17 protein-coding genes and 1 pseudogene are annotated in these 22,667 nt (G+C 47.0%); 15 read left to right on the forward strand and 3 right to left on the reverse strand.

Annotation, left to right across the window (positions count from 1 at the left end):
* The first annotated feature begins 11 nt into the window (after positions 1-11).
* Both BCV73_RS34425 and BCV73_RS34430 read left to right on the forward strand, forming a co-directional pair.
* Positions 12-1,670, forward strand: a complete 1,659-nt coding sequence (locus BCV73_RS34425; RefSeq protein ID WP_089550029.1) for an extracellular solute-binding protein — start codon at positions 12-14, stop codon at positions 1,668-1,670.
* 197 nt (positions 1,671-1,867) lie between these two features.
* Positions 1,868-7,810 (forward strand): S-layer homology domain-containing protein, encoded by a 5,943-nt coding sequence (locus BCV73_RS34430; protein WP_089550030.1) that lies wholly within the window; start codon positions 1,868-1,870, stop codon positions 7,808-7,810.
* 253 nt (positions 7,811-8,063) lie between these two features.
* On the opposite strand, the gene BCV73_RS34435 is transcribed toward BCV73_RS34430, so the two are convergent.
* Complete coding sequence (locus BCV73_RS34435) at positions 8,064-8,867, reverse strand: AraC family transcriptional regulator (RefSeq protein ID WP_009226391.1); 804 nt, start codon at positions 8,865-8,867, stop codon at positions 8,064-8,066.
* 162 nt (positions 8,868-9,029) lie between these two features.
* Here BCV73_RS34435 and BCV73_RS34440 point away from each other — a divergent pair, with 162 nt between their 5' ends.
* The 10 genes and pseudogenes from BCV73_RS34440 (at position 9,030) to BCV73_RS34480 (ending at position 18,420) form a co-directional block, all read left to right on the forward strand.
* On the forward strand, positions 9,030-11,276 hold the full coding sequence (locus BCV73_RS34440) for an FAD-dependent oxidoreductase (RefSeq protein WP_009226392.1): 2,247 nt from the start codon (positions 9,030-9,032) through the stop codon (positions 11,274-11,276).
* 22 nt (positions 11,277-11,298) lie between these two features.
* The gene (locus tag BCV73_RS34445) at positions 11,299-12,849 is read left to right on the forward strand and encodes a sulfatase-like hydrolase/transferase (RefSeq protein WP_009226393.1); all 1,551 of its coding nucleotides are present in this window, start codon (positions 11,299-11,301) and stop codon (positions 12,847-12,849) included.
* Positions 12,850-13,300: 451 nt separating this feature from the next.
* Positions 13,301-13,552, forward strand: a complete 252-nt coding sequence (locus tag BCV73_RS36160) for an extracellular solute-binding protein (RefSeq protein WP_009226394.1) — start codon at positions 13,301-13,303, stop codon at positions 13,550-13,552.
* Positions 13,553-13,667: 115 nt separating this feature from the next.
* Positions 13,668-14,039 (forward strand): S-layer homology domain-containing protein, encoded by a 372-nt coding sequence (locus BCV73_RS34455; protein ID WP_036646203.1) that lies wholly within the window; start codon positions 13,668-13,670, stop codon positions 14,037-14,039.
* Positions 14,040-14,402 carry an S-layer homology domain-containing protein gene (locus tag BCV73_RS36260; protein WP_260842849.1) on the forward strand — a complete coding sequence of 121 codons (363 nt, stop codon included), beginning with the start codon at positions 14,040-14,042 and terminating at the stop codon, positions 14,400-14,402.
* A 142-nt stretch (positions 14,403-14,544) separates the two neighbouring features.
* Positions 14,545-16,053, forward strand: a complete 1,509-nt coding sequence (locus tag BCV73_RS36080; RefSeq protein WP_256993105.1) for a transposase — start codon at positions 14,545-14,547, stop codon at positions 16,051-16,053.
* 55 nt (positions 16,054-16,108) lie between these two features.
* Positions 16,109-16,865, forward strand: a pseudogene (locus BCV73_RS34470) (UPF0236 family transposase-like protein); the annotation flags it as partial.
* A gap of 257 nt (positions 16,866-17,122) precedes the next feature.
* Positions 17,123-17,359, forward strand: coding sequence for an MBL fold metallo-hydrolase (locus BCV73_RS34475; RefSeq protein WP_036646206.1), 237 nt, complete (start codon positions 17,123-17,125; stop codon positions 17,357-17,359).
* 37 nt (positions 17,360-17,396) lie between these two features.
* Positions 17,397-17,654: a sulfatase-like hydrolase/transferase gene (locus BCV73_RS36265; protein ID WP_379402343.1), complete on the forward strand. Its 258-nt coding sequence runs from the start codon at positions 17,397-17,399 to the stop codon at positions 17,652-17,654.
* Positions 17,632-18,420 carry a sulfatase-like hydrolase/transferase gene (locus BCV73_RS34480; RefSeq protein ID WP_379402341.1) on the forward strand — a complete coding sequence of 263 codons (789 nt, stop codon included), beginning with the start codon at positions 17,632-17,634 and terminating at the stop codon, positions 18,418-18,420. Before BCV73_RS36265 ends, BCV73_RS34480 begins: the two co-directional genes overlap by 23 nt.
* An 88-nt stretch (positions 18,421-18,508) precedes the next feature.
* On the opposite strand, the gene BCV73_RS34485 is transcribed toward BCV73_RS34480, so the two are convergent.
* On the reverse strand, positions 18,509-19,711 hold the full coding sequence (locus tag BCV73_RS34485; RefSeq protein WP_009226398.1) for an ROK family protein: 1,203 nt from the start codon (positions 19,709-19,711) through the stop codon (positions 18,509-18,511).
* Between the two features lie 286 nt (positions 19,712-19,997).
* On the opposite strand from BCV73_RS34485, the gene BCV73_RS34490 reads away from it, so the two are divergent.
* The 3 genes from BCV73_RS34490 to BCV73_RS34500 are packed head-to-tail and all read left to right on the forward strand — an operon-like array spanning position 19,998 to position 22,219.
* A complete protein-coding gene (locus BCV73_RS34490; protein ID WP_009226399.1) occupies positions 19,998-20,630 on the forward strand; it encodes a chromate transporter in 633 nt (210 codons plus the stop codon).
* A 30-nt stretch (positions 20,631-20,660) separates the two neighbouring features.
* Entirely contained in the window at positions 20,661-21,203 is a 543-nt protein-coding gene (locus tag BCV73_RS34495) for a chromate transporter (RefSeq protein WP_009226400.1), read from the forward strand.
* A gap of 26 nt (positions 21,204-21,229) precedes the next feature.
* A complete protein-coding gene (locus BCV73_RS34500) occupies positions 21,230-22,219 on the forward strand; it encodes a formylglycine-generating enzyme family protein (RefSeq protein ID WP_009226401.1) in 990 nt (329 codons plus the stop codon).
* Positions 22,220-22,326: 107 nt separating this feature from the next.
* Here the strand turns inward: BCV73_RS34500 and BCV73_RS34505 are convergent, their stop codons facing one another.
* On the reverse strand, positions 22,327-22,650 hold the full coding sequence (locus BCV73_RS34505) for an AraC family transcriptional regulator (protein ID WP_332306514.1): 324 nt from the start codon (positions 22,648-22,650) through the stop codon (positions 22,327-22,329).
* Between the last annotated feature and the right edge of the window lie 17 nt (positions 22,651-22,667).

The raw sequence follows: 22,667 nt of genomic DNA on the forward strand, positions 1-22,667 counted from the left end.
AGGTCACAGAAGTGAGAAGAAAATGGTTGCTTTCATGTGTGTATGTGGTGGTCATTGTAGCGTTATTGGTTAGTGGATGTTCAAGAGGGGGGAACAACGAACCAGGCAATGGTAATCAATCTACCGGGCCGGGGAGCTCCAGTAATAATGAAATGAACGATCAGCAGAAGGATACGGCAGATCGAATTCAGTTTCCATTACAAGAACCTGTAAAATTAGAGATTTTTGCGAATACCGCACCGCAGGTGAAGAAGGATTATAACGAGCTGCAAATGTTTAAAGAGTTGAAGGAGCTTACCAATGTCGATGTAGAGTGGACTCAGGTTAGCTGGGAGCATCTTGGTGAGAAGAAGAATATCCTGCTTGCCAGTGGAGATTTACCGGATGTGTTTTATGGGAGAGCTGTATTAAGTGATGCAGAAATCGTGAAATTAGGTAGTCAAGGGGCGATTATCCCGTTGGAAGGGTTGATTGAGCAATATGCACCGAATTTGCAAAAAGTTTTTGAACAGCGTCCTGAATTCAAAAAGATGCTTACAGCTCCGGATGGTCATATCTACTCACTTCCCACTATTGTAGAACGGGATTTTAACGAAATCGCACCAGTTCTGTTTATCAACAAGAAATGGCTCGATAATCTTGGATTGTCGGTTCCAACCACCATTGATGAATTTTACACGACGCTAAAAGCGTTTAAGGAAGACGATCCAAATGGAAACGGACAACAAGATGAAATTCCATTATCCTTCCAGTTTAACAATGCTGCCAATGGAGCGAATTCTTTGGCAGGGTCATTCGGAATCAAGTTGGATGATCCGCGTAACAATCTGTATGTCGATAACGGAGAAGTAAGATATGCTCCAGAGCAACCGGAATATAAAGCATATCTGCAATATATGAGCAAATTATTCAAGGAAGGGCTTATTGATCCGGAAGTATTCACACATGATGAGAATACTTACGTGACCAAGGTTCGAAATGCAGATGTACCGGTTGGTGCCTTTTTCGGATACTCACAGCGTAGTGTATTTGGGAATGTGAATGAAGATTACGTGCCTGTTATGCCGCTTAAGGGCGCGAATGGAGAACAAGGATGGCTGCGCATGCCGGTTGCGCTCAATAAGGGTGCATTTGCCATTACGTCAGTTAATAAATATCCAGAGATCACTATGCAATGGATGGACACCATGTATGATGAATTGCTAAGCTTCCAATTTGAGATTGGACCAATTGGGGTGACAGTGAAAGAAAATGAGGATGGCACATTTGACAAGCAAGAGATTCCCGAAGGCATGAATTCAGGCGATTTCAAGCATTCGGAAGCTCCGGGTAATGGTGCGACTGTCATCGTGTTGAAAGAGATGGTTGAACGTTTGATTGATGAACAAGCGGATGAAAAGAGAGCGTATTACAATATGTATCTTCCTTACACAACGGATGAACTCATATATGATATGCTTTGGAGCACGGAGGACGCAGAAAAGCTGGCTGAAATCAATCTTGACTTGAACGGTAAAAATGGCTACTACGCCAGCACCTACGCTAAATTTGTAATGAATGGTTTTACAGATGAAGACTGGAACAACCATCTTGAGCAGTTAAAGAAGCTGAGAGTTGATGAATATAAAGCACTGTATCAAAAATATTATGATTCTTATGTAGGGAAGTAATCAACAATACATTGGATAGTGAATTAGAGGAATCCCTCTGGTTCACTATTTCTGTTAAATGAATTGACAGTTAATTGTTGCATTATAGCTTTAATTGAATGCGCTTACATGGGAGTTGATTGCACATTTACTGAATCAAAAATTATTGTTGAACAATTTAGGGAAGTGCAAATGACTATAAGTAGAGGAGGACCATAATGAAAAAAATTATATCAACTCTATTGTGTGTGGTATTGCTTGCTTCGATGGCTTTTCCGGTAGATGCCATAGAGGAACCAACAATTACCGATGCACAGCAATTGGCGGATTATTTGAGAACGAAGATAACCCCGGGGGGAGATGCTGCGAAGATAAAGACGGCTGACGGTGGCAATACCGTTCAAGTAAGCACGCCTGTGACGCTAGATGTACCGTTTACTATTCCGAGCGGCGTGAAGCTGCAACAATTTGTGAAGATGAATATTAACGAAACGATTATTGTCCAAGGGAAAATTCAAGACAGTCGGGGAGCAGAATACCGAGCTGATGGGTTGGTCGGCACTGGTACAGGAACTGTTGTGATTGACACTTATGGAAGCTACTTTCAGCAAGGCATTGAGGTAGTAGGATCCAATGGATTGTTTGTTTTGGACTCGGACTCCAGTGTCACATTGCTGTCGAACAACCGATTAGAAATCACAACAGGTACAGTTACGGTACCAGCAGGAAAGAGCATTACATCAGATATATTGAAAGGCATTATTGTAGCTCCTGGAGCAAATTTCAACATCAACGGGACAGTGGAAGTACCAATAGATTGGGGCGATACGGGGGTTGATAAAACAGCTTTAATCGAAGCGATTGCTGATGCGAATAACTTCAAAGCATCTGTCAAAGTCAGTGTAGATAGTTCAGATGTTTCGAATTCCAAAAAATGGGTTACACAGGATGTCATGGACAGTTATAGTCATGCGATATCTTTGGCGTTAGAAGTAAGGAATGATTCTGCAGCGACACAATCTGACGTAGATAACGCCATTGATGTGCTTGAAGCTGCGACGGATGTTTTTCTTGCCGCCATGCAAGATGGCACAAATGATGAAGCAGCGGTTGAGATTGAGACTGTAGCGGATTTAGCAGAATTTTTGAAAACGATTACTGTAGACGATTCCAAGGTAATGATCAGTGGGAATGCTGCACTGCTTTATGAAGACATCGAAATAAACAGGGACTTTATCATCCCGAGTGGTGTGAAATTACAAACATTTGCAAATATCAAAACAGACGCAACGATTACAGTATATGGTACGGTGCAGGACAGTCGAACTCCAGAGAACAGGACAGATGGTTTGATAGAAACAGGCTCGGGATCATTCGTTTTTCATACCGGGGGAAGTTACTATCAGCAAGGTACAGAAGTTATTGGACCAAACGGTATTTTCAAGCTGGGATCGGACGCCAGTTTGACGCTGTTCAAGAACAATCATGCTGAGATTACATCCGGATCGGTAACGCTTGCCAAGCAGATCAATAGTGGGGTGATTGAGAAGATAACAGTTGCCGTTGGAGCAATTTTCCATGCTGATTCCAGTAAAATCGGTGAAGGAGTCATTTATATTCCTGTTGGAGTCAATCAAACAAAACTAGGCGAGACAATCAAATTGGCTGAAGCCAATCTTAATGCAACATTAGTGAGCAATGATGGAGCCGACATTGATGCTGATATGTATTGGGTTACACAGTTGGATCATGATACTTTTGCGCTAGCAATTCAACAGGCGAAGGCTACCAAAAACGGTCCCGATGCAACAGAAGAAGAGCTTGGTTTGGCATTGGACGATCTTGGAGCTGCTATGGATCATTTTATAGCTGCAAAGAAGCAAGGCTTGATACCGGTTGCTGAGATTACGACAGCTGAACAATTGCTTTCTGTCATCAACAGTTTTAAGGAAGGGGAGGAGGATGTAGCTCGACAATTAAGCGATGAAGTAGTCAATGGTGTTACGTTGGATGTTATCGAAGTATTCAAACCTGTTACCATAAAGAGAAATATTACTGTTCCAGAAAATGTGAGGCTGAGATTCACCGCACAAATGACAGTGAATGCTAAGATTACTGTTAAGGGACAGCTTCAGGATTTTCGCGATGAGGGTTTTATTATCGGCAATGGAATTGTGGGTGCAGCGGGGGTTGGCTCTGTAGTATTTGAACCAGGGAGCGCATTGTATATTAAAGGGAAAGGCGAAACGATAGGCAATACAGGTATCTTGAAGATTGAGGATGGTTCAACTGTTACTTTGTTTGCCAAAAACCGCATGGAAATTACAAAAGGTTCAGCAATTGTGCTAAAGTCTTTAATTACTTCTTTAACAAATGAGCTTACGGTAGGAGCTAGTGCAGTATTAACAGTCATCGGATCAATTCCTAAAGAGATAGCTGTTCGATCAGAAGGGACTTATATCGACGCAAGCATCTTAAATACGGAAGAGAAGCTTGGCATCGAAGGCACAACAGTAACTTCTTCTGATGAAACTATCGTAACCGCTTCCGTTCAAAATGGTCGGATTAATTTACTTGTAAACACGAAGGATGAAGGCAATGCGGTTGTTACTGTTTCGACTGCAGATAACAAGACGGCCAGCATACAAATCAGTGTTAATCATGGAGCCATTGAGGAAAAGACAATAAAGAAATATGGAGCATTGTCTACTAGTGAACTGAAAGCGATGATCCAGTATAAGATCAGCGAACTGGAAACATTAATTTCACAAGCGGAATCAAAAAAATTGGATGCGGAACGGGAGAAGGGAGCGCTGTGGTTTGCAAAAGAATTTGATAAATATGCGGATTGGGATGAACAGAATATTAGTGTGAACCAAAAAATGTTTGATAACATTTCATGGTATAGACCTGGTGGAAAAACTGCTGAAGAACTCGCCAAAGAGCTCCCTGAATTTGAGCGGATGGAAATCATTGCGATGCTCGACACGGCGATTGCCGAGTTGACAGAGGTGATCAACGGTACAATGGTTCGTAGGCCGGTTCGTCTTGTGGATTGGAACGGAATTTCTTTGCAGGGCAGCAATTTTTATAGCAATGGTAAGCCAGTATTTTTGCATGATTATTTCTCTAAGCCATTGGATGTGCCAACAGACGATCAGATGCTATACAACCATTACCTAGGCAATATTGATCATCCGGAATCGCTTAATCCGAGTCTTATCTCTGACAGTAACGGCACACCGACTTTAGGCAAGTACGACAGTCTGATGAATCGTCCGACGAATAGCATGGGCTATACGATTTTGTGGCACGAACCTGCTCCAGACTGGGCGGTGGCACAATATGGTGAGACATTGAGGGACGGAATTACGACGTTTACGAAGTATGATATCAATAATCCTGAAATTCGAAATATTTGGGAGAAAGTGTTGGGAAATACAGGTCCAATCACTTCTGGTAAGCCATATACAGAGCTTGGGTATTTACTTGCGAACGAGCCGCACTGGTTCCTTGAAAAAGGGCATTGGGCTGTTCCCAAGAAGGTTAACGGTCAGGAGGGGATTTCTGATCTCGCTCTTCAAGCGTTTGCTCAATGGCTAAGTGAACGTCATGGAACGGTAAGCCAGATGAATGCAATCTGGGGAACGACTTTCTCCAGCTTCAATGAGGCAGCCGCCACGGTCATACCGCTGGAAAAATCGTATAAAGGGACGCCGATTGGATACGATGTAAGCCTGTTCAATATGGAGAGAGGAACAGAGTGGCTGACTTTCCTACATGATCAGGTGAAATTGAATGATCCGGGAGCGAAAACACATATCAAGATCATGCCGGACTTGTTTGCCGAAGGGAACAGGACGCATGGAATTGATTTTGAGAAACTTACCGAGATGGTTGAAATCATTGGTGATGATGCGAAAACGCGCAAACTGAATGTCAGAGCAACAGGATCTTCAGAGGATTGGGCCGATCACTATGCCTATTATTGGAAAGAGCTTGGCATGTCGTATGACTTCATGCATTCGGTCAGCCCGGATAAAGCACATGTGAATTCGGAAGTACATTTTCTTTCCACTACGGCATATCGAGATTTATATATGAAGCCCGAATATGTTCGGTCAACGTATTGGTTGGCAACGATTCTAGGGATGGATGCAGGTTTTACCTGGTTTTGGGGGAGAAATCCCGATGGTTCCATCGAGAATCGCTTGATGACCACCAGCGTGCAAGGATTGTTGGAATCTTATCCGGGTTCCGTTGCCCAGCAGCCTCGCGTAGCTAATGAATTGAGCAAGACGATGATGGACTTGAATGCATTCTCTGAGGAAATTGTGAAGTTTCAAACTCAGAAAAAGCCGATTCGGATATTCTACTCTGAAACGTCGGCGATCAATGATGAACATTACATGGATGATTTATTCGACTTGTATGAGTCAATGTACTTTGACGGAGTTCCGATTGGTTTTGCAACAAAGAATATAATAAAGAAACAGCCAAATTCTGATTGGGATGTCATCGTTGTTTACGAGACGCAGGAGGTAACTGACGAAGAATTTGACGTTTTGCAGGATTACCTTGATCAGGGTGGGACAGTGATTATCGATAACGCCAGCTTGAAGTTCAATGAGTATAAACAACCACGTGCAGCGTCACTGAAGGCAAGCAATGGTACATTGATTGTGAAAGCAGACCATGATGTGCAAAGCATGGCAACGAGCGCGTTCGGGATCGTGTCTGCCAATGGGCATATGCCTCCTGTTGTTGTCACAGAAACGAATGGGAACACGAAGAAGGGAGCGATGTGGCGCGTTGTCCCGAACGGAGAGAATCGTTATGTCATGACTATTTTGAATCTTGGGAAAAATCAGGCAACTCTTGATGTGTCGATGGTTAATGGCATGAATATAACAGTTACTGATTTGTTGACTGGAAAGCGGATGGGCAATTCGTTTTCATTGGACCCTGAAGGTGTAATGCTGCTAGAAATCAAAGCGCTTCCTCGGACAAACCACGGGCATGAACCTGGCGCAGATACTTCAAATTCTTCTGAAGTGGAGGTTGTCAATAAGCCTGTAGTGAATGAGGGAAAGATTGAAGTTTCAGTCGATAAAGGAAAGAATAAATTGATATTACCAGCAAACGCTAAAGAAATAAATGGAACAAACATGCTGCAATTGACAAATGAAAGCTTTAAGGTGATCATACCAGCGAATGTGCTTGAATCGTTAAAATTGAAGGCAACAGAAGACATGCTTATTAATGCGGGCATCACATTTGAATTCAAACCGATGGATGAAGCAGAGAAGAGAACGCTCTTAACAAATGCTTCAAAAAAGAATCATGTTAACCTGAACCCCGTGACAGGGATATATCATTTTTCTTTATCTCTAAACGATCAGAAAGGAGATTTGATCTCATCAGCAACTATCGAAGAACCGATACGCATTGAGTTGGTGGTTTCCCCGAAAGCAGACTCGAATTTACTGGGGATGTACTTTGTTGGTGAAGATGGTACCTTGGAGTACGTTGGAGGAGAGATCATCGATGGGAAATTGGTGGCTAAAGTCAACCGTTTAGGCAAATATGTAGGTTTGGAGTACAAAAAAGTATACACAGACGTAAGTGAAACATACTGGGCTGCAGATGCAATTCAGAGTGTGACAGCTAAGCATATCATTATCGGAGTTGAAGATGACAAATATGAGCCACATCGTAGCGTGACACGAGCGGAATTTGCAGCAATGCTTGTCCGTATGTTAGGTTTATCCGTACAGTATACAGCATCATCGTCTCCATTCCAAGATGTCAGTGAAACAGATTGGTTTGCAGATGAAGTTGCAGCAGCCTATGCAACAGGCATTGTTCATGGTAAAAATGATGGAATTTTTATGCCAAATGCCGCCATCACGAGACAGGAGATGGCTGTTATGATCATTCGTGCTTATGAAGTTGCACATTCGACAGGAGTCTCAACAGAAAATCTGGAGTTCAGCTTTGCAGATATGGACCAAATTAACGAATGGACAAAGCCATCCATCGCTGCTGCCATTGAGCTTGGATTGTTGCGAGGTCGAACGAATAATCTGTTTGCCCCGCTCGACGAAACTACTAGAGCGGAAAGTGCACAAGTAATTGCTAGGCTACTTATGTTTTTGTAAGTATGCTATGAATGAGAAGTTAACTGATAGAATACCGTCGGGAATTCACATCCTGACGGTTTTTTGTGGAAAGCAAGGATCTTCATGCAAGAAAACTATCGAATCGTGGTAGACATCGACATGGAGAAGTTCTTCGACCGAATCGATCACAGCTGCCTAATGGAAAAAGTCGTGCTGAAACGTGCATAGGTCTACTCTATTTGGCAACCGGGCATTTTGTTCCGAAGTTGCGGCGAAGCTGGATCTCAGATCATTATCGATAAAGCTGCTGTCTGTATTCTTTGGGAGAGAGTCCTGTTACTTGCTTGAACACCCGACTGAAATAATAAGGATTCGGGTATTGAAGCATTTCGCTGATCTGTGAAATATTCAGTGAATCTGATTGCATGAGTTCGATGGCTTTTTGTACCTTCAATTTTTTGTAATATTGGTTGATTGTTGTGCCTGTTGTGGATTTAAACAATCGTCCCAAGTACGTATAGTTCATATTGAGTTCATCTGCAATGGCTTGGCTGTCGAAGGGACGATCCAGCTGGGACTGCAGACAACGGACGATGCTGGTGACGATCATATTCGAACGATGTTCGATATTGGCACTCAGGTGCTGGTACATTAGATCACAAAGAAGTCCGTACAAGTGTCCATTGATTCGTTCTTGATATAAAGGTTCTGCGGACTGATAGATCCGGTGCATTTTATTTAAGGTATGTGTCAATTGTTCAGGTGCAGCGACTGTTACATGCTTAGGGAGAAAAAGCTGGTTCTCTGAGTGCTTGAACTCAGAGGGAGCAAAGGAAACCCAGAACCATTTTGATCCAGGTGGCGTTACTTTTTTCCCCCATTGATGACATCCATTTTTGAGAAAAAAAATCTGGTTTTTCGTTACAGTATAGTCGATATCCTCCTCACATATTTCAACCTTCCCTTGTAACACAAAAATCATCGTGTTGATGTTCAATATGCGATCCACATGATACCAAGGCTGTTTTGTTTCAAAAATCCCGATTGTAAGCAGCGTAGGAAGCTCATTTCGATTGATAAAAATTTGATGCTCCATGAACAACACTCCATTTTTCCCATCTTATAAACAGTATACCAAAATAGTTGAAATAAGATATGTATTTTGCATTTATATGTATTTCATAAGTCTTTTGTAAAGGATATCTTATTGATATAAGACAAGAAGGTATTTTCGATAAAATTGAAAGGAAGAAATATTATGGAGTTCAAGAAAACGGTGGTCAAGTATGATCTGACAATTATAGGCGGAGGAATGCCCGGGGTTTGTGCTGCTGTGCAGGCTGCCCGACTAGGTTTGAAAGTTGCGCTCATTAATAACCGTGGTTATCTCGGAGGCAACGCAAGTCCTGAGAATCGAATTAACGTTGCAGGAGCAGATGGCGCGCAGGAATTTAATTTCTACGCCAGAGAATCAGGCATTATGGAAGAGCTTCGCTTGGAAAATTTATATCGAAATCCGCAAGGCAACGCCTATTTATGGGAAACGATACTACTCGATTTTGTCATGAAGGAAAAAAATATTGATTTGTATCTGAACACGAATATCGATAAGGTCGAAACCGATGGAGAAGGCAAAATCGTGTATGTATCAGGCTCGCAATCCGGGTCTGAAAAACGATTTGATTTTTATAGTCCTTATTTTCTCGATGATACGGGGGACGGGACTGTGGGCTATTTGGCGGGAGCGGAATATCGAACTGGACGGGAAGCAAAGTCGGAGTTCGGAGAGCGCATCGCGCCGGATGAAGCAGACGATCATGTTTTGCTTAGTACATTGTCTTGGTATACCAAGGATACTGGTCGCAAAGCGCGGTTTGTGATGCCCGAGTTTGCCAAGAGCCTGAAGGTGGAAGAAGCGCTGCAGCATCGGGAAATACCGGAAAGAAATCCAAACAGTACGCGATATGAAGGATATCGCATGCAATGGTTTTATGAAATTGGACATGGCAAGGATCAAATCGAGCAAAGTGAGGAAGTGATGCAAAACCATAGAGAACTCGTTTACGGCATTTGGAATCATATCAAAAATAGCGGCAACTATGACTCTGACACGTTCGATCTGGAATATGTCAGCAGCATTCCGGGCAAGCGGGAATCAAGAAGATTGATTGGCGATTACATCCTGACAGAACAAGATGTCGTGGAGCAGCATGATTTTGAGGATGCCATCGGCTATGGCGGATGGTCGATTGATCTTCATGCAATCGAAGGCTTTTTCTCCAAGGACATGACAACTAGACATTTCGTGCTGCAGGGTGTATATCCGATCCCATATCGGAGCTGTTATTCGAAAAATGTCAACAATCTGTTCGTAGCCAGCCGTTGTATGTCCACTTCCCATGTTGCTTTTGGCTCAACGCGGGTCATGGCAACCTTGGCGGTGCTTGGCCAATCGTGTGCGGCTGCGGCTTATCTTTGCAAAAAATATCAAGTTCAACCAAGAGATATTTATGAGCACCACATGCATGAGCTTCAACAATTGCTTTTGAAAAATGACCAGTATATTATTGGCAAGAAAAATGAAGACCCAGAGGATGTATGCCGAACAGCACGTTTTTCAGCAAGCTCAGTGCAACGCTGCAGTTTAGAGAACATGGATCGCGCTGTGACATTGCAAGAAAGTCTCGCATTGATTGTTCCGGTCAAGGATTCGCTTGAGTATATAGCTCTGCGTCTTCATAGTGAGACGGATACTAGCTTGCGTTACACTGTGTACACTGCAGCCAAGCAACAAAACTATGGACCACAGCAAAAGTTATTCGAGGGGTCTGTAGCGATTTCGGCAGGCAACAATTTTAACTGGGTTCAATTACCAGTACCTTGCAAAACAGAGTCTGGAAAGCTGTTTATTGAGTTCGAGGTCAATGATGCGCTCCAACTGGGTCTAAGTAATGATGATATCAATGGCTTGTTTTTCTTGAAAAAAATATTATTGAATAGACGAACGACATTTTGCGATATTAATACGTTGGAAGTAAAGAAGGAAATGTGGAGTAGAGATAGTGGACTGCCGTGCTTCCTGCTTGGACCTGAGCAAGATATTTATGGCGCTGAAAATTTGAACAATGGATACGCCCGGAACCACGGGTTGCCGAATTTGTGGCTGTCTGCTGTTACGACTGGCGAGGAAACCGTGCATGTACGTTTTGATGGCGAGAAAAAGCTGAGCAAGCTGCAAATCGTATTTGACTCCAATTTGAATTTTCATTACGACAATCTTGAGATTTATCACGATTTTACAGTGTTCCCGACTCTGATTCGAGACTATACAGTGTATGCGAAAGGGAAAAATGGCTTTGAAGAAATTGTCCAGGTTACAGGAAATCACCAAAGAGTCAACAAGTTGACATTTGATGTGATTACGACAAATGAACTTAAGCTTGTGTTCCACCGAACGAATGGAGCGAAACGGATCGGTGTGTATGAGATCAGAGCCTATGCATAATCTATGAAAGGAGAATGAATCCATGATGCCCCGAAAACCACCTGTATTTTTTATTATGACAGATGAATTGCGAGCAGATACGTTTGGGTTCAGAGGCCATCCGATCGTGAGAACGCCTCACCTGGATGCCCTTGCGAAGGATGCGGCTGTTTTTACGAATGCATATACGAATTGTCCGATGTGTGCGCCTGCTCGAGTGAGCTTGGCTACGGGGAGATACGGATTAAGCCATGGTGTGCTGGACAACGCTTTTGCACCAGTCGAAGATGAGGTTTCTTTATACCAAACGATGCATGACCATGGTTATCGCACGATCAACTATGGCAAAACACATTTTAATACGCCCGGCAGCTTCGGCTTTGAGGAAAATTATCCGCGTGGTTTATTTGACGATGGCGGTGTCAGTGTGTTCGGAGTAACGGATCGCGAGCTGTTAAATCGAAGTGTTTACAAGAAGAATGAGGGAGAGGTTTCCTTGATCATCCATGGAAAAAATCCACAGAAGCCGGAGGAAACAGCCGATTCTCGTGTTACCAGAGCATATATAGACAGATTGGATGAATTGAAAGACAGTGAGCGACCATTATTTTACCGATTGTCGATCATCGATCCTCACACGCCGTATTTTCCAACGGAACCGTATGCCTCGATGTATCACCCTGACGATATGCCTTTGCCTGCGACATGGAACGAAGATTTGACGTCGAAGCCGCTCATGCATCGTTATTATTACCGTGCACGGGGGTTCGATCGTTTGACAGAGGAAGATTATCGTAAAAGTATAGCCAGCTATTACGGCTTGATTACCCATGTGGATGATCGGGTGGGGCAAGTCATCGCTCGCTTAAAGGAGCTAGATCTTTATGATAATTCTATCATTGTTTTTACCTCCGATCATGGCTCAATGATGGGCGAACATGGCTTTATCGAGAAGTGGGGCATTATGTATGAAGAAGTGTGCAGAATCCCCTTGATGATCAAGTTTCCCAGATCGAAGTATCAAGGAAGTTACGACAGCTTTGCTGAAATTGTGGATATTATGCCTACGATTATGGATGCAACAGGTATTGAAGTGCCAGCATGCGTGCAGGGGACATCCTTGATGCCGTTGCTGAGGGGGGACGAAGTTGCTGTCAAAACGGAGGTATTCGGACACATCTTCACTGGTGGTTTGCAGGATGAACCTGCTCTGATGATTCGAAGCGGGCAATGGAAGCTAACTTTGTATCCTGGTCAAGAACAGCTGCATGATAAGCTGCTGAATGACCATTATTTGAAATATACGCCAATGTTTCTTGAGGATGTCGTGGAGGGCGAGCTGTATCATCTGGAGGATGATGCCCAGGAAGTTCACAACCTGTTCCATGACCCGGCATATCGAAAGATTCGGGATCAGCTGATCTCCCGGCTGGACAGCTGGCGAAATGAGCTCGGGAGAATTGCTAATTATCGCGGGATGGAACGATCGGAAAAAAATACGGTAAACAGTTATCATTTGATGCAGGCGGACAATCTTGCCAAGATGCAGCGCTTGATGAGCGCCGAGGGGACGATTACGCAGTTGAACAGGTAAAATCTTTGAATGCTTCTTAAATAAGGCAGGCAGCTCGCCAGTATTACGTTCAGCAAGCAAGATGATGGGGTATTTTCGTTTATTACCACTTAAATTTGATTTTGAAAGTTGATAGTATCTACGACGTATCACCCTACGAATAGAGATTATTGGAGTCGGGCGGAATCACTACCCTATATCTGAAAATCTTCTACCATGATTCTGATGATTATCCCTTTAACCCAAACTGAAGATCTAGACAACAATTATCATTGTAGAACATAAAAGGGAGGTTTATAAGAGAGATGAAGAAAATAAAAAATTCGCATTTTTACTCGCAGCTTTTGCTCTTTTCCTTACTGCCTGCGGTAACAACGGTTCCAACAATGGAGGAAACGAGAATGCATCTGAGGATCAAGTAACGATTTCGATTTGGCATAACTGGGCTGGTCAGGATGCAAAAGCAATTGCGATGAGAGGCATTCTTGATCAATTTAGTCAGGATCATCCGAATATTAATTTGGAAATCGAAGGGCTGCCAACAGACGGCTTGAAGACTCGCCTAAGAACAGCTGCTGCAGCTAACGAAATGCCTGATTTGTTCGTAATGTGGCCAGATGCAATGACGAAGGAATTCGTAAAAGTAGATTTATTGCAGCCAATTAATGATTTCCTTGATAGTAATGCCGATTGGAGAGATAATTTTAATTTTCAGCTTCGATGAGCATCGCTAGCGGTTGAAGGAAGCCAAGAGCGGCATTGCGGGTTTCTCGGTCAACCCGATCGTGGAGGGTGCGAAGTTGTGATTCGCCCATACGAATGTCGGGAGCGTCGCCGGTTTGAACGGCAGCGCAACATTGGTAACGCTTGTGTTTGAACGAATTCGTCCGGGTGAAGCCGTTGTTGTGCTCGAGAGTGCCGAATTGGTGGATGCCAGTCTCGTTATGATCGCTTACGCGCGGGGCCAACAGGTTGTGGCAGTCAGTAAGTACGACGGGATGGGCTTTGTCGATACCGCCGTTCATTGGGCGGAATACGAAATTAATCACGCAATATCGCTTGGTTTCATCCACGGCTACGGCGACCGTACGTTCCGTCCGCAGCGTCAAGTCACTCGTGCGGAATTCGCGGCTATGCTCGTACGCGCGCTGCAGCTGCCATCGGCGGCTGACTCCGAAGACGAAGCGGACGCTTACGTCGATCACGACTAGATCGCCGCATGGGCGCAACCGCATGTATATGCAGCGGGCAAGGTTGATTTGTTAGTCGGTTACTGCGACGGCACATTCCGCGCAGACCGTTTGGTGACGCGAGCGGAGATGGCCGTCATAGCTGCGCGATCATTGCGGTTGCCTCTTGCAGCCGAATCGAATCCGCCGTTTAACGATGCGGATCATATCCCCGCATGGGCAAGCTCGAGCGTGACAGCTGCCGCGGAAGCGGGATTGATTAAGTGCCGCAGCGGACATTTGTTCGCTCCGGGCGACTATTTGACTCGCGCGGAGGCGGTTACTGTTTTGTTGAATATACTTCTTTATTTCTTTAGACATGACCTATGCAGTTCAATCCATTAGCTGGTAATTCTATCGCGCCAAAATTGTCATAAATAGTTCAATGAAGATCCGTGAAAAGTGCTTGACTTTTTCGAAGGACCCCCATAATCGCGAAGGATACCTTTTTCAAAGGTATATCTTCTAGATTATAGGTGGTTTTCCAATGTCAGCGTTGCAAAAACCAAGGTTCAAAGAACTGAATCACAGCGAATGCGCCGGAGCACCCATTCTGAAAAGCCTTTGGGAGCGATTTGACTTCTCTCTGTTGCTCACTCAATCCGGCATTATGAAACGAAGTGGCGCTCCGTCGTGGTTACTTTGTTTTCTCTACGTTGTCGGTCTCGTTTCCAACTGCTCCTCTGTCGTCCAGATGGCGCAGTTAGCCGACAAAGACGCTTTACTGAAGGCGATGTTCCAGCCTTGGAAGCTTGCTCAGTACACCTTAAGTCGCTTCTTTACGAAAGGCTTTGCTTGGACGACTTTTGGGAAAAAGCGTGTCGCGCGCTTGCAGCAAGATCCTTTGACGGCGATTACCGATGGGGATGTCGTGAATCTCGATGACACGCACAGCGCACATCCCTTTGCCAAACATCTTCCATTTTTGAACTGGCTCTTTGATCATTCCGCTAAAGCCTATGTCTGGGCAACGAATCTGGTGGTCCTGCAGGCCGTTCTGAAAAGCGGATTGGAGTATCCGTTGTTTTACCGGATCTGGCACAAGCCCGAAACGAAAGGAGAAGGTCTTACCAAAATCGATTTAGCCAAGCAGATGCTGCTCATGCTGCGCGAATCCGTTACGTGCCGGTTGTGGGTAGCCTTGGATCGCTGGTACCTGTGCAAGCATTTCTTCTCGTTCCTTGAAGAGAATAACTTTGATTGGGTCACCAAGGCCAAACGCAACACGGCTTTGTTCCGTAAAGTCATCGAACCTGGCACTCGCCGGGAACGTTACGTGCCGCTGACTCCGGTCATGCTGATCCGTGAAGTCTTTAAGGAACTGACACGTCAAGCAACATCCGGTTTGAGTTCTATTTCGATACCGGGCATCTACATGAAGCGTCCATACATCACGGTGAATCGGAAAGGAAAGCAAGTGACCAAGCAACGCTATGTTCTGGTGGCTGCGGTTGTTGCCATGCGATTGAAGGAAGATGAGCTCACGGAATCGGACTCGATTCAAACTGAACAAGAAGAAGAGCCGGCCACTTATAAAGGTGCATATTTGTTGATCAGCAATCGCCATGATGTTCCGAAAGACGTGGTACAAACCTATGCCAAGCGCTGGCGCATCGAAGTGTTCTTCCGCGCCGCCAAACAGGAACTGGCTTTTGAGAAATGCCATTCCGAATCCGAAGCGCATCACCATGCCCATTTCGAGCTATTGTTTGCCGCTGAAACCTTGTTGGCTGTGGCGCTCTTTGAACTGAACAAAGAAAAAACGAGTGATGATGAAGGCTACACCCACGGCGAAATGGTTCGTGGCCTCTTCCACACTCGTTGTCAGATTCGCGTGAAAAACCACAGGGGCATTCAGCGAATCTCTATTGATTGTGACACACAAGTGCGGCAGTTTGCAAGACTTATTGACCTTTTTTGGCCGGAGCATTATTTAATGCTTCTTTGGGCTACCCCCAAACCGGAAATTTACCAAGGATTACCTCGAACTGCATAGGTCATGTCTTTAGAGTAAAATTTGCCAAAAACACACCAAAAAGGAGGAGGCTCCTGTGCAGCACTTTAGCACAATCATTCCGACAATGAAAGAGCTTGAAGAGTGGATGTTCAGAAAGATGCAGGATCTGTTCACCGCCGCGATGAGAACCGCGCTGGAGAAGTTGGATGAGATCATTCTGGAGCAACGGGATCGGGAGCGGTATCGCGTCAAGGCCGAACGGGAGACCAGCATGAACACCGTATTTGGCAACATCCGCTTCAAGCGAAGGTTGTACATGGATCGCCAAACCGGCAAATACGTGTACCTGCTCGACCAGCACTTGCGATTTGAAGGGCGAGGGAAAGTCAGTCCGCATCTGCTGGAACCAGCTATTGCCTTTGCGGCGGAGGGGCCGGTGAAGGCTGTGGAACAGCGCAAGGCCAGGGTGCTGTTCGTGGAAGTGGATGGCCTGTACACGAAAACTGCAGCGGCGGAAGCGGCACGGGATGGAGCATGTGATCGCCGTGGTGCATGAGGGATGGGAGCAGGTCGGCAAGCGTGTGCGGCTTACGAACAAGCAGCATTACCTGCATCGGAGCGAGGGTGACTTTTGGGAAGGGTTCGGCGACTTTCTGACCGAACAGTACGCGATCTGAAGCGGTTTGTGGGACACCTGCCGAAGATATGGAAAGCCGTCAGACAGGCGTTGGCCAGACAGGATCCGGCGGCACCGCAAACATCTGGAAGATTACCGGAAGACACTTGAAGCAAACGGAGCCAATGGCAAAGCCGCGGCTCTTTTTCGCATGATCCATCATCCCCCAAAAAAGTGCCCACACTGACTTGACTCAGACGAGCTTCGCCTTCACTTGCGGCGGCATACAAGTAGGACGCATAATAAAAGTTGTCGCGTATATCGCCGTGAAACCATAGACCGCTCGGCAGCAAGGGCTGCTCGCAAGCCCGCTTGGCCACCAGCCTGCGAATGTCACGCTGGCGCTGACTGAAATCGTTCATGAATGGATTCATCTTCTCTTAACCGGTTCTTTTCCTATTATACCATTCACACCCAAAGGAGCTTAAGCATATGTCACCAATTCAACCGACGAATAACATTCGAGAGCAAGTCCGCTCGACCACACTTCCAGAGGATGCGATTGCAGTATGGTCGCTTGGCCAGGAAGGTTTTCTTGTCAAATGGAATGATAAAACCGTCTTGTTCGATCCTTATTTGTCAAACTGGGTTTATGAGCTCGCGGGCGAGCCTTGGCAGCGCGCCTTCGAATCGCCGCTTCAACCTTCGGACTGCCGCGCTGTCGATTAGTAGGAATGAAATCGACACAAAAGAGGGGAACACGTTCATGAGAGTATTGCTGCTTGATTTGGATTCAATGCGCCCGGATCACCTTGGCTGCTACGGCTATGCAAGAAACACGTCGCCCCATATTGACCGTATTGCCGCCGAAGGAATCAAGTTTGATAACTACTACACATCGGACGCGCCTTGTTTTCCTTCGCGCACAGCGTTGATGACGGGCAGATTCGGCATACACAACGGCGTAGTAGGTCACGGCGGGCGATGTTCTGGAAGCGCACATGCGGAAGACGGGGCCGCATAGCGCAAGCGATATCAACATGTATGCCAACCGGACCAATCCCGAATATCCAAGACATCCGGGAGAGATTCGCAACAAGGAAGAACTGCGATTTATGATCGACGGCTACGATTGCGGCGTCCGCCATATGGACGAACGTATCGGCTCTATCTTCAAGCCGCTCGAAGAGAAGGGGGTAATGGATGATTTGGTCGTTATTATAACGGCAGGCCACGGCGAAAATATGGGCGAGCTCGGCATCTATGGCGAACACGGAACTTCCGATCAGGCGACTTGCCGTATTCCGATGATTATCCGTTGGCCCGGAATGACCCACGGCACTTCAGACAGCGGACTGCATTATCATCTGGATCTGCTCCCTACAATGGCCGAGACTATCTGGTTGTATCCCAGTGCGCGCATGTATGCCAGCGGAGCGTTCGATTCGAAGATTGGCTGTATATGCGGACGGACCTACCATGACGGTTATCATTTGTTTGACAAGGAGATGCTCTTCAATCTGAAGGACGACCCGTTCGAGCAGCGCAATCTGGCGGCGGAAATGCCTCATGTGTGCAAGGATGCCATTTACATTCTGAATGATTGGCATGACGAGATGATGTCTTCGATGAAATACGATGTTGATCCGCTATGGACGGTAATGAAGGAAGGGGGGGCGTATCATGCCAAAGGGAATTTGCCCCGCTATCTGGAACGGCTTAAGGAAAGCGGCCGAAGCGATGCGGTTCCGGAACTGATAAGACGCCACCCGATTGAGTTGACCCGATAGCAGAGGAAGAAAAAAACACGTTGTCACTGTCGAGCTTACATCGGCTCGGATGGACAACGTGTTTTTTGCATTTTGAACGGATCGCCGTTTAGACAGGCATCGCCTTCCATACCATAAGAGCCGCACCGGTCGCGACGGCGTCTTCCTTCAGAACGCCCTTGGAGAACACGGGGACGTATTCGGGATAATAATACGCGTTGCTCTTCGCCACTTCGGTTGCCGTCTGGAAGAACCGGTTATGCGAATTGACCAGCGTGCCGCCGAGAATTATCGTCTGCGGATGGAACAGATTGATAACGTTGGACAAGCCGATGCCGAAGTAACACGCTGCCCGCAGGAACAGCTCGGATACATAGGCGTTGTCGCGCGCTAACTCCCTGAGCAGAATATCATAGCTGATCTGTTCCGCCGACATATGGTAAGCGGTCGTCAGATCGCCGCGGCCCATCTTGGCATCGGAGCGCGCCTGCTTCTCGAGAGCCTGAATCGAGACATACGCTTCGAGTGCGCCGTAATTGCCTTCCTCGTGGAGACGAGGGCCGTCGGATTGGATAATCATTTGACCGATCGAACCTTCCATATCTACCGAGCCATAAATAATCCGGCCGTGAGACATCATTGCGGAGCGCATGCTCATTCCCGCATGGACGTAGACCATATGCTCGATGCCTTCATGTCTAAGCGCCCAATGCTCGCCGATCAGCGCCGTATTGGCGCCGTTGTCCAGCTTCGCTTGAATACCGGTTGCCGCCTCGATCCGCTCGCAGATCCGCACATTGTTCCAGCCGCTCGCCGGGAAGTAGAGCGGGTTCAGAATTAACCCTTCATCGCGGTTCAGCGGCCCGACAGCGCCGATCCCGATCCCTATGACTTGAGATTCGGTCAGCCCGTGATCGGCGAGCAGATTCCGAATTTGCCCGGCGACATAAGCAACGAAGTGATCGGGCGTCATATCCTGATCCATCCGCCACCTCACGGACGACTTTGCATTCATGCCCATGTCGAACAAACCTAACGTCGAATAAAACCGCGATATTTCAAGTCCGAAGACATAGCCGTACGCTTCATTGATTTTGTACAGGATCGGCTTGCGGCCGCCGTTCGAAGGTCCGAAGCCGGATTCCACGATTAGCCCGTCGCCAAGCAGCTCGTCCAGCAAACGATTCATCGTGCTGGACGTAAGCGAGTAGCTGGGGAGCAGATCGGCTTTTGATACGACGCCTTGATGCGCTATATGCTGGTACACCGTTTTTTTGACGGATTGTTTGGTAGCAAGCTGGTCCATCCTCATCCCTACTTTTCCTATTAACTTTAAGACCTTTATCCTTTATCATATCCTAAATGCGGCGTAATTAGCTAGACTGAGATAACATATGTGCCACTTATTTGCAAAATGGCAAAAACGAATCATATCCCAGTTAAACCATTCGAATAGGACCTATATATTTAGGCGGAATATTTGACTTATGACTTCTATAATGATTTATTATAGCCCTTTTTTAATAAAGTTAATTTCAAAATGAAAAAAAGGTGGTATACTACTCATAGAGATAGAAATCGGAAAGGGAGAGATCGACATGAAGGGAACGGGGAAGCTCATCTGGCAATTGTTCATGACGTTTCTCGGAATTAGCCCAACTACGTTCGGCGGCGGCTTTGCGGTTATGCCGGCCATTGAGCGGGAAGTCGTAGAGAAACGGAAGTGGATGGAAGGCGAAGATATTGCTGATGTTTTCGCCGTTGCTCAATCGGTTCCGGGCGCGATCGCGATTAATTCCGCGACGTTCATCGGTTATCGTGTTGCCGGCATTCGCGGCGCGATCGCTGCGATGGCGGGGATGCTGCTTCCGACCTTCTCTATTATAGTAGCTTTGTCGTTCATTTTCCTTCAAGTAAAGGATAATCCCAAGGTCGAAGCGGCTTTTCTGTCGATCAGGGCAACGATCGTGGCGTTGATCGCGTATGCCGGCATCAAATACGGCAAAAAAGCGCTTGTCGATAAAACCTCTGCAGTGCTCATCGTTGTAACGTTGCTGCTGCTATTGGTAGGTCAGGCATATATCCATCCTATGCTGCTTATTATTGGAGGCGCGGCAGCGGGAATCGCCATTCAAATGGTGAAGGCTAAGCGGGGGCAAGGGCAGGCGCGGGAGAGGCTGAATCAGAAGACGCCCAAGCCGCAGGAGCAAGTGTTTGATTATATGATCTAATTCAGATTGAATATGAAGGAGGTGCGCCCAATGATTCTGCTCGAGCTGTTCCTGACGTTTCTGATGATCGGATTCGTCGCTTTCGGCGGCGGCTACGCGATGATTCCGCTTATTCAGCAGGAGGTTGTCGAGCGGCACGGCTGGATGACACTTTCCGAATTCACGGATATGATCGGCGTCGCGGGCATGTCGCCCGGTCCGATCGCAACGAATATGGCGATATTCGTCGGCATGCACCAGGCGGGACTAGCAGGCGCGGTTGCTGCCGCCATCGGCATGGTGCTGCCTTCGCTAGTGATTATCGTGGCGGTCGGCATGGTATTTTTCAAAATCCATCAAAACAAGTGGATGCAATCGTCGCTCTATGGGTTGCGTTCGGTCATTACAGGTCTTATTCTATATGCAGCGGTTGTGTTTGCGATTAGGAACGGACTTGTCGCGTCTTTGTCATGGTTCACGTTAAGCCAGGTGCTTATCTTTGCGGGGTCGCTGGCTGCGCTGCTCCTGTTCCGCAAACATCCGTTATCGATATTGGTCATATCCGGACTTATTGGTATTGCGATATATAGTTAGAAGCTTTCAAAGGAAAGCTAAGGGGGATGGACATGTTGAACGAGGACAAGCTGCCGCCGTGCTGCTCGGCATCCCGCGCCGATACGAAGCCGGACCTTGCCGCTGGAAGCAGCTTCGTGACTTTGGAACGAAGGCTGCCGCGCAAGGCGGAGAAGGCGATGCACAGCGATATGGTGACTATACCGGACGGGACATTCCTGATGGGCACGAACACGAATGAAGGCTTTCCGAAGGATGGGGAGGGGCCGGCGCGCGAAGTGCGGGTTCGGGGCTTCCAGATGTCGCCGTATCCCGTGACGAATGAGCAGTTCAAGATGTTCGTGGATGCAACGGGGTATCGAACGGAAGCCGAGTCCTTCGGCTGGTCGTTCGTCTTCCATCTGCTGGCGTCGGAGGAGACGAAGCGGCGGGTTAAGGACGTGCCTCAGGGCGTTCCCTGGTGGCTGGTTGTCGAAGGCGCCTACTGGGCTGCCCCGGAAGGACCCGATTCTTCGATCGAAGATCGAATGGATCATCCGGTCGTCCATGTGTCATGGAACGATGCGGAAGCCTATTGCCGCTGGGCCGGCGTTCGGCTGCCGACGGAGGCGGAGTGGGAATATGCCGCGAGAGGCGGCTTGGAAGGCAAGACCTATCCATGGGGCGATCTGCTGAAGCTGGACGGCGAACATCAATGCAATATATGGCAGGGCAAGTTCCCGGTGAAAAATAACGCAAGCGACGGTTATGTCGGCACAGCGCCTGTCCAGACCTACAAGCCGAACGGCTATGGTCTCTATCAGATGTCGGGCAATGTGTGGGAATGGTGCGCGGATTGGTTCTCGCCGGACTACCACCGGACGATGCCGGCCGATAACCCCGTCTATACGGCGCCAACCGGCAGCCGATCGATGCGCGGAGGCTCCTATCTCTGCCATCGTTCTTATTGCAACCGATACAGGGTGGCGGCGCGCAGCTCCAATACGCCCGACAGCTCGACGGGCAACTGCGGCTTTCGCGTCGTGCGCGACGCGTGAACGATCGGGGATTGAAGAACTGCCTCATCATATAGAAGGTACTCACTGTATTACAAAGCTGAGGCCGCCCTCTAAAGTCATCATGTGACTTTGGAGGGCGGCCATCTTTATGTTTTCCGGCGATAGTCCGTCGGGCTCATTCCGTAAAAGGCGGTGAATTGCTTCGTGAAATAAAACGGGCTTTGAAAGCCGGCGAGTCCGGCGATCTCGGACACAAGCAGCGTCGTATGCTTCAGCAGACGGGCAGCGTGCTTAAGCCTCAGCTTCAGCAGCGTCTCCATCACGGAATCGCCGGTCTGCCCCTTGAACAGATGGGAGAAGCGGGAGGGAGACAGCGACACGCGCCGCGCAAGCTCGGCAATCGTATGCGGTGCGTCAAGATGGTCGGTTATATAGATTAGCGTATCGGCAATACGAGGGTCGAGGCTCACGCTAACCGCTGCGAACT

The organism is Paenibacillus sp. SSG-1 (genome assembly GCF_002224835.1).
Lineage (GTDB): Bacteria > Bacillota > Bacilli > Paenibacillales > Paenibacillaceae > Paenibacillus_AQ > Paenibacillus_AQ favisporus.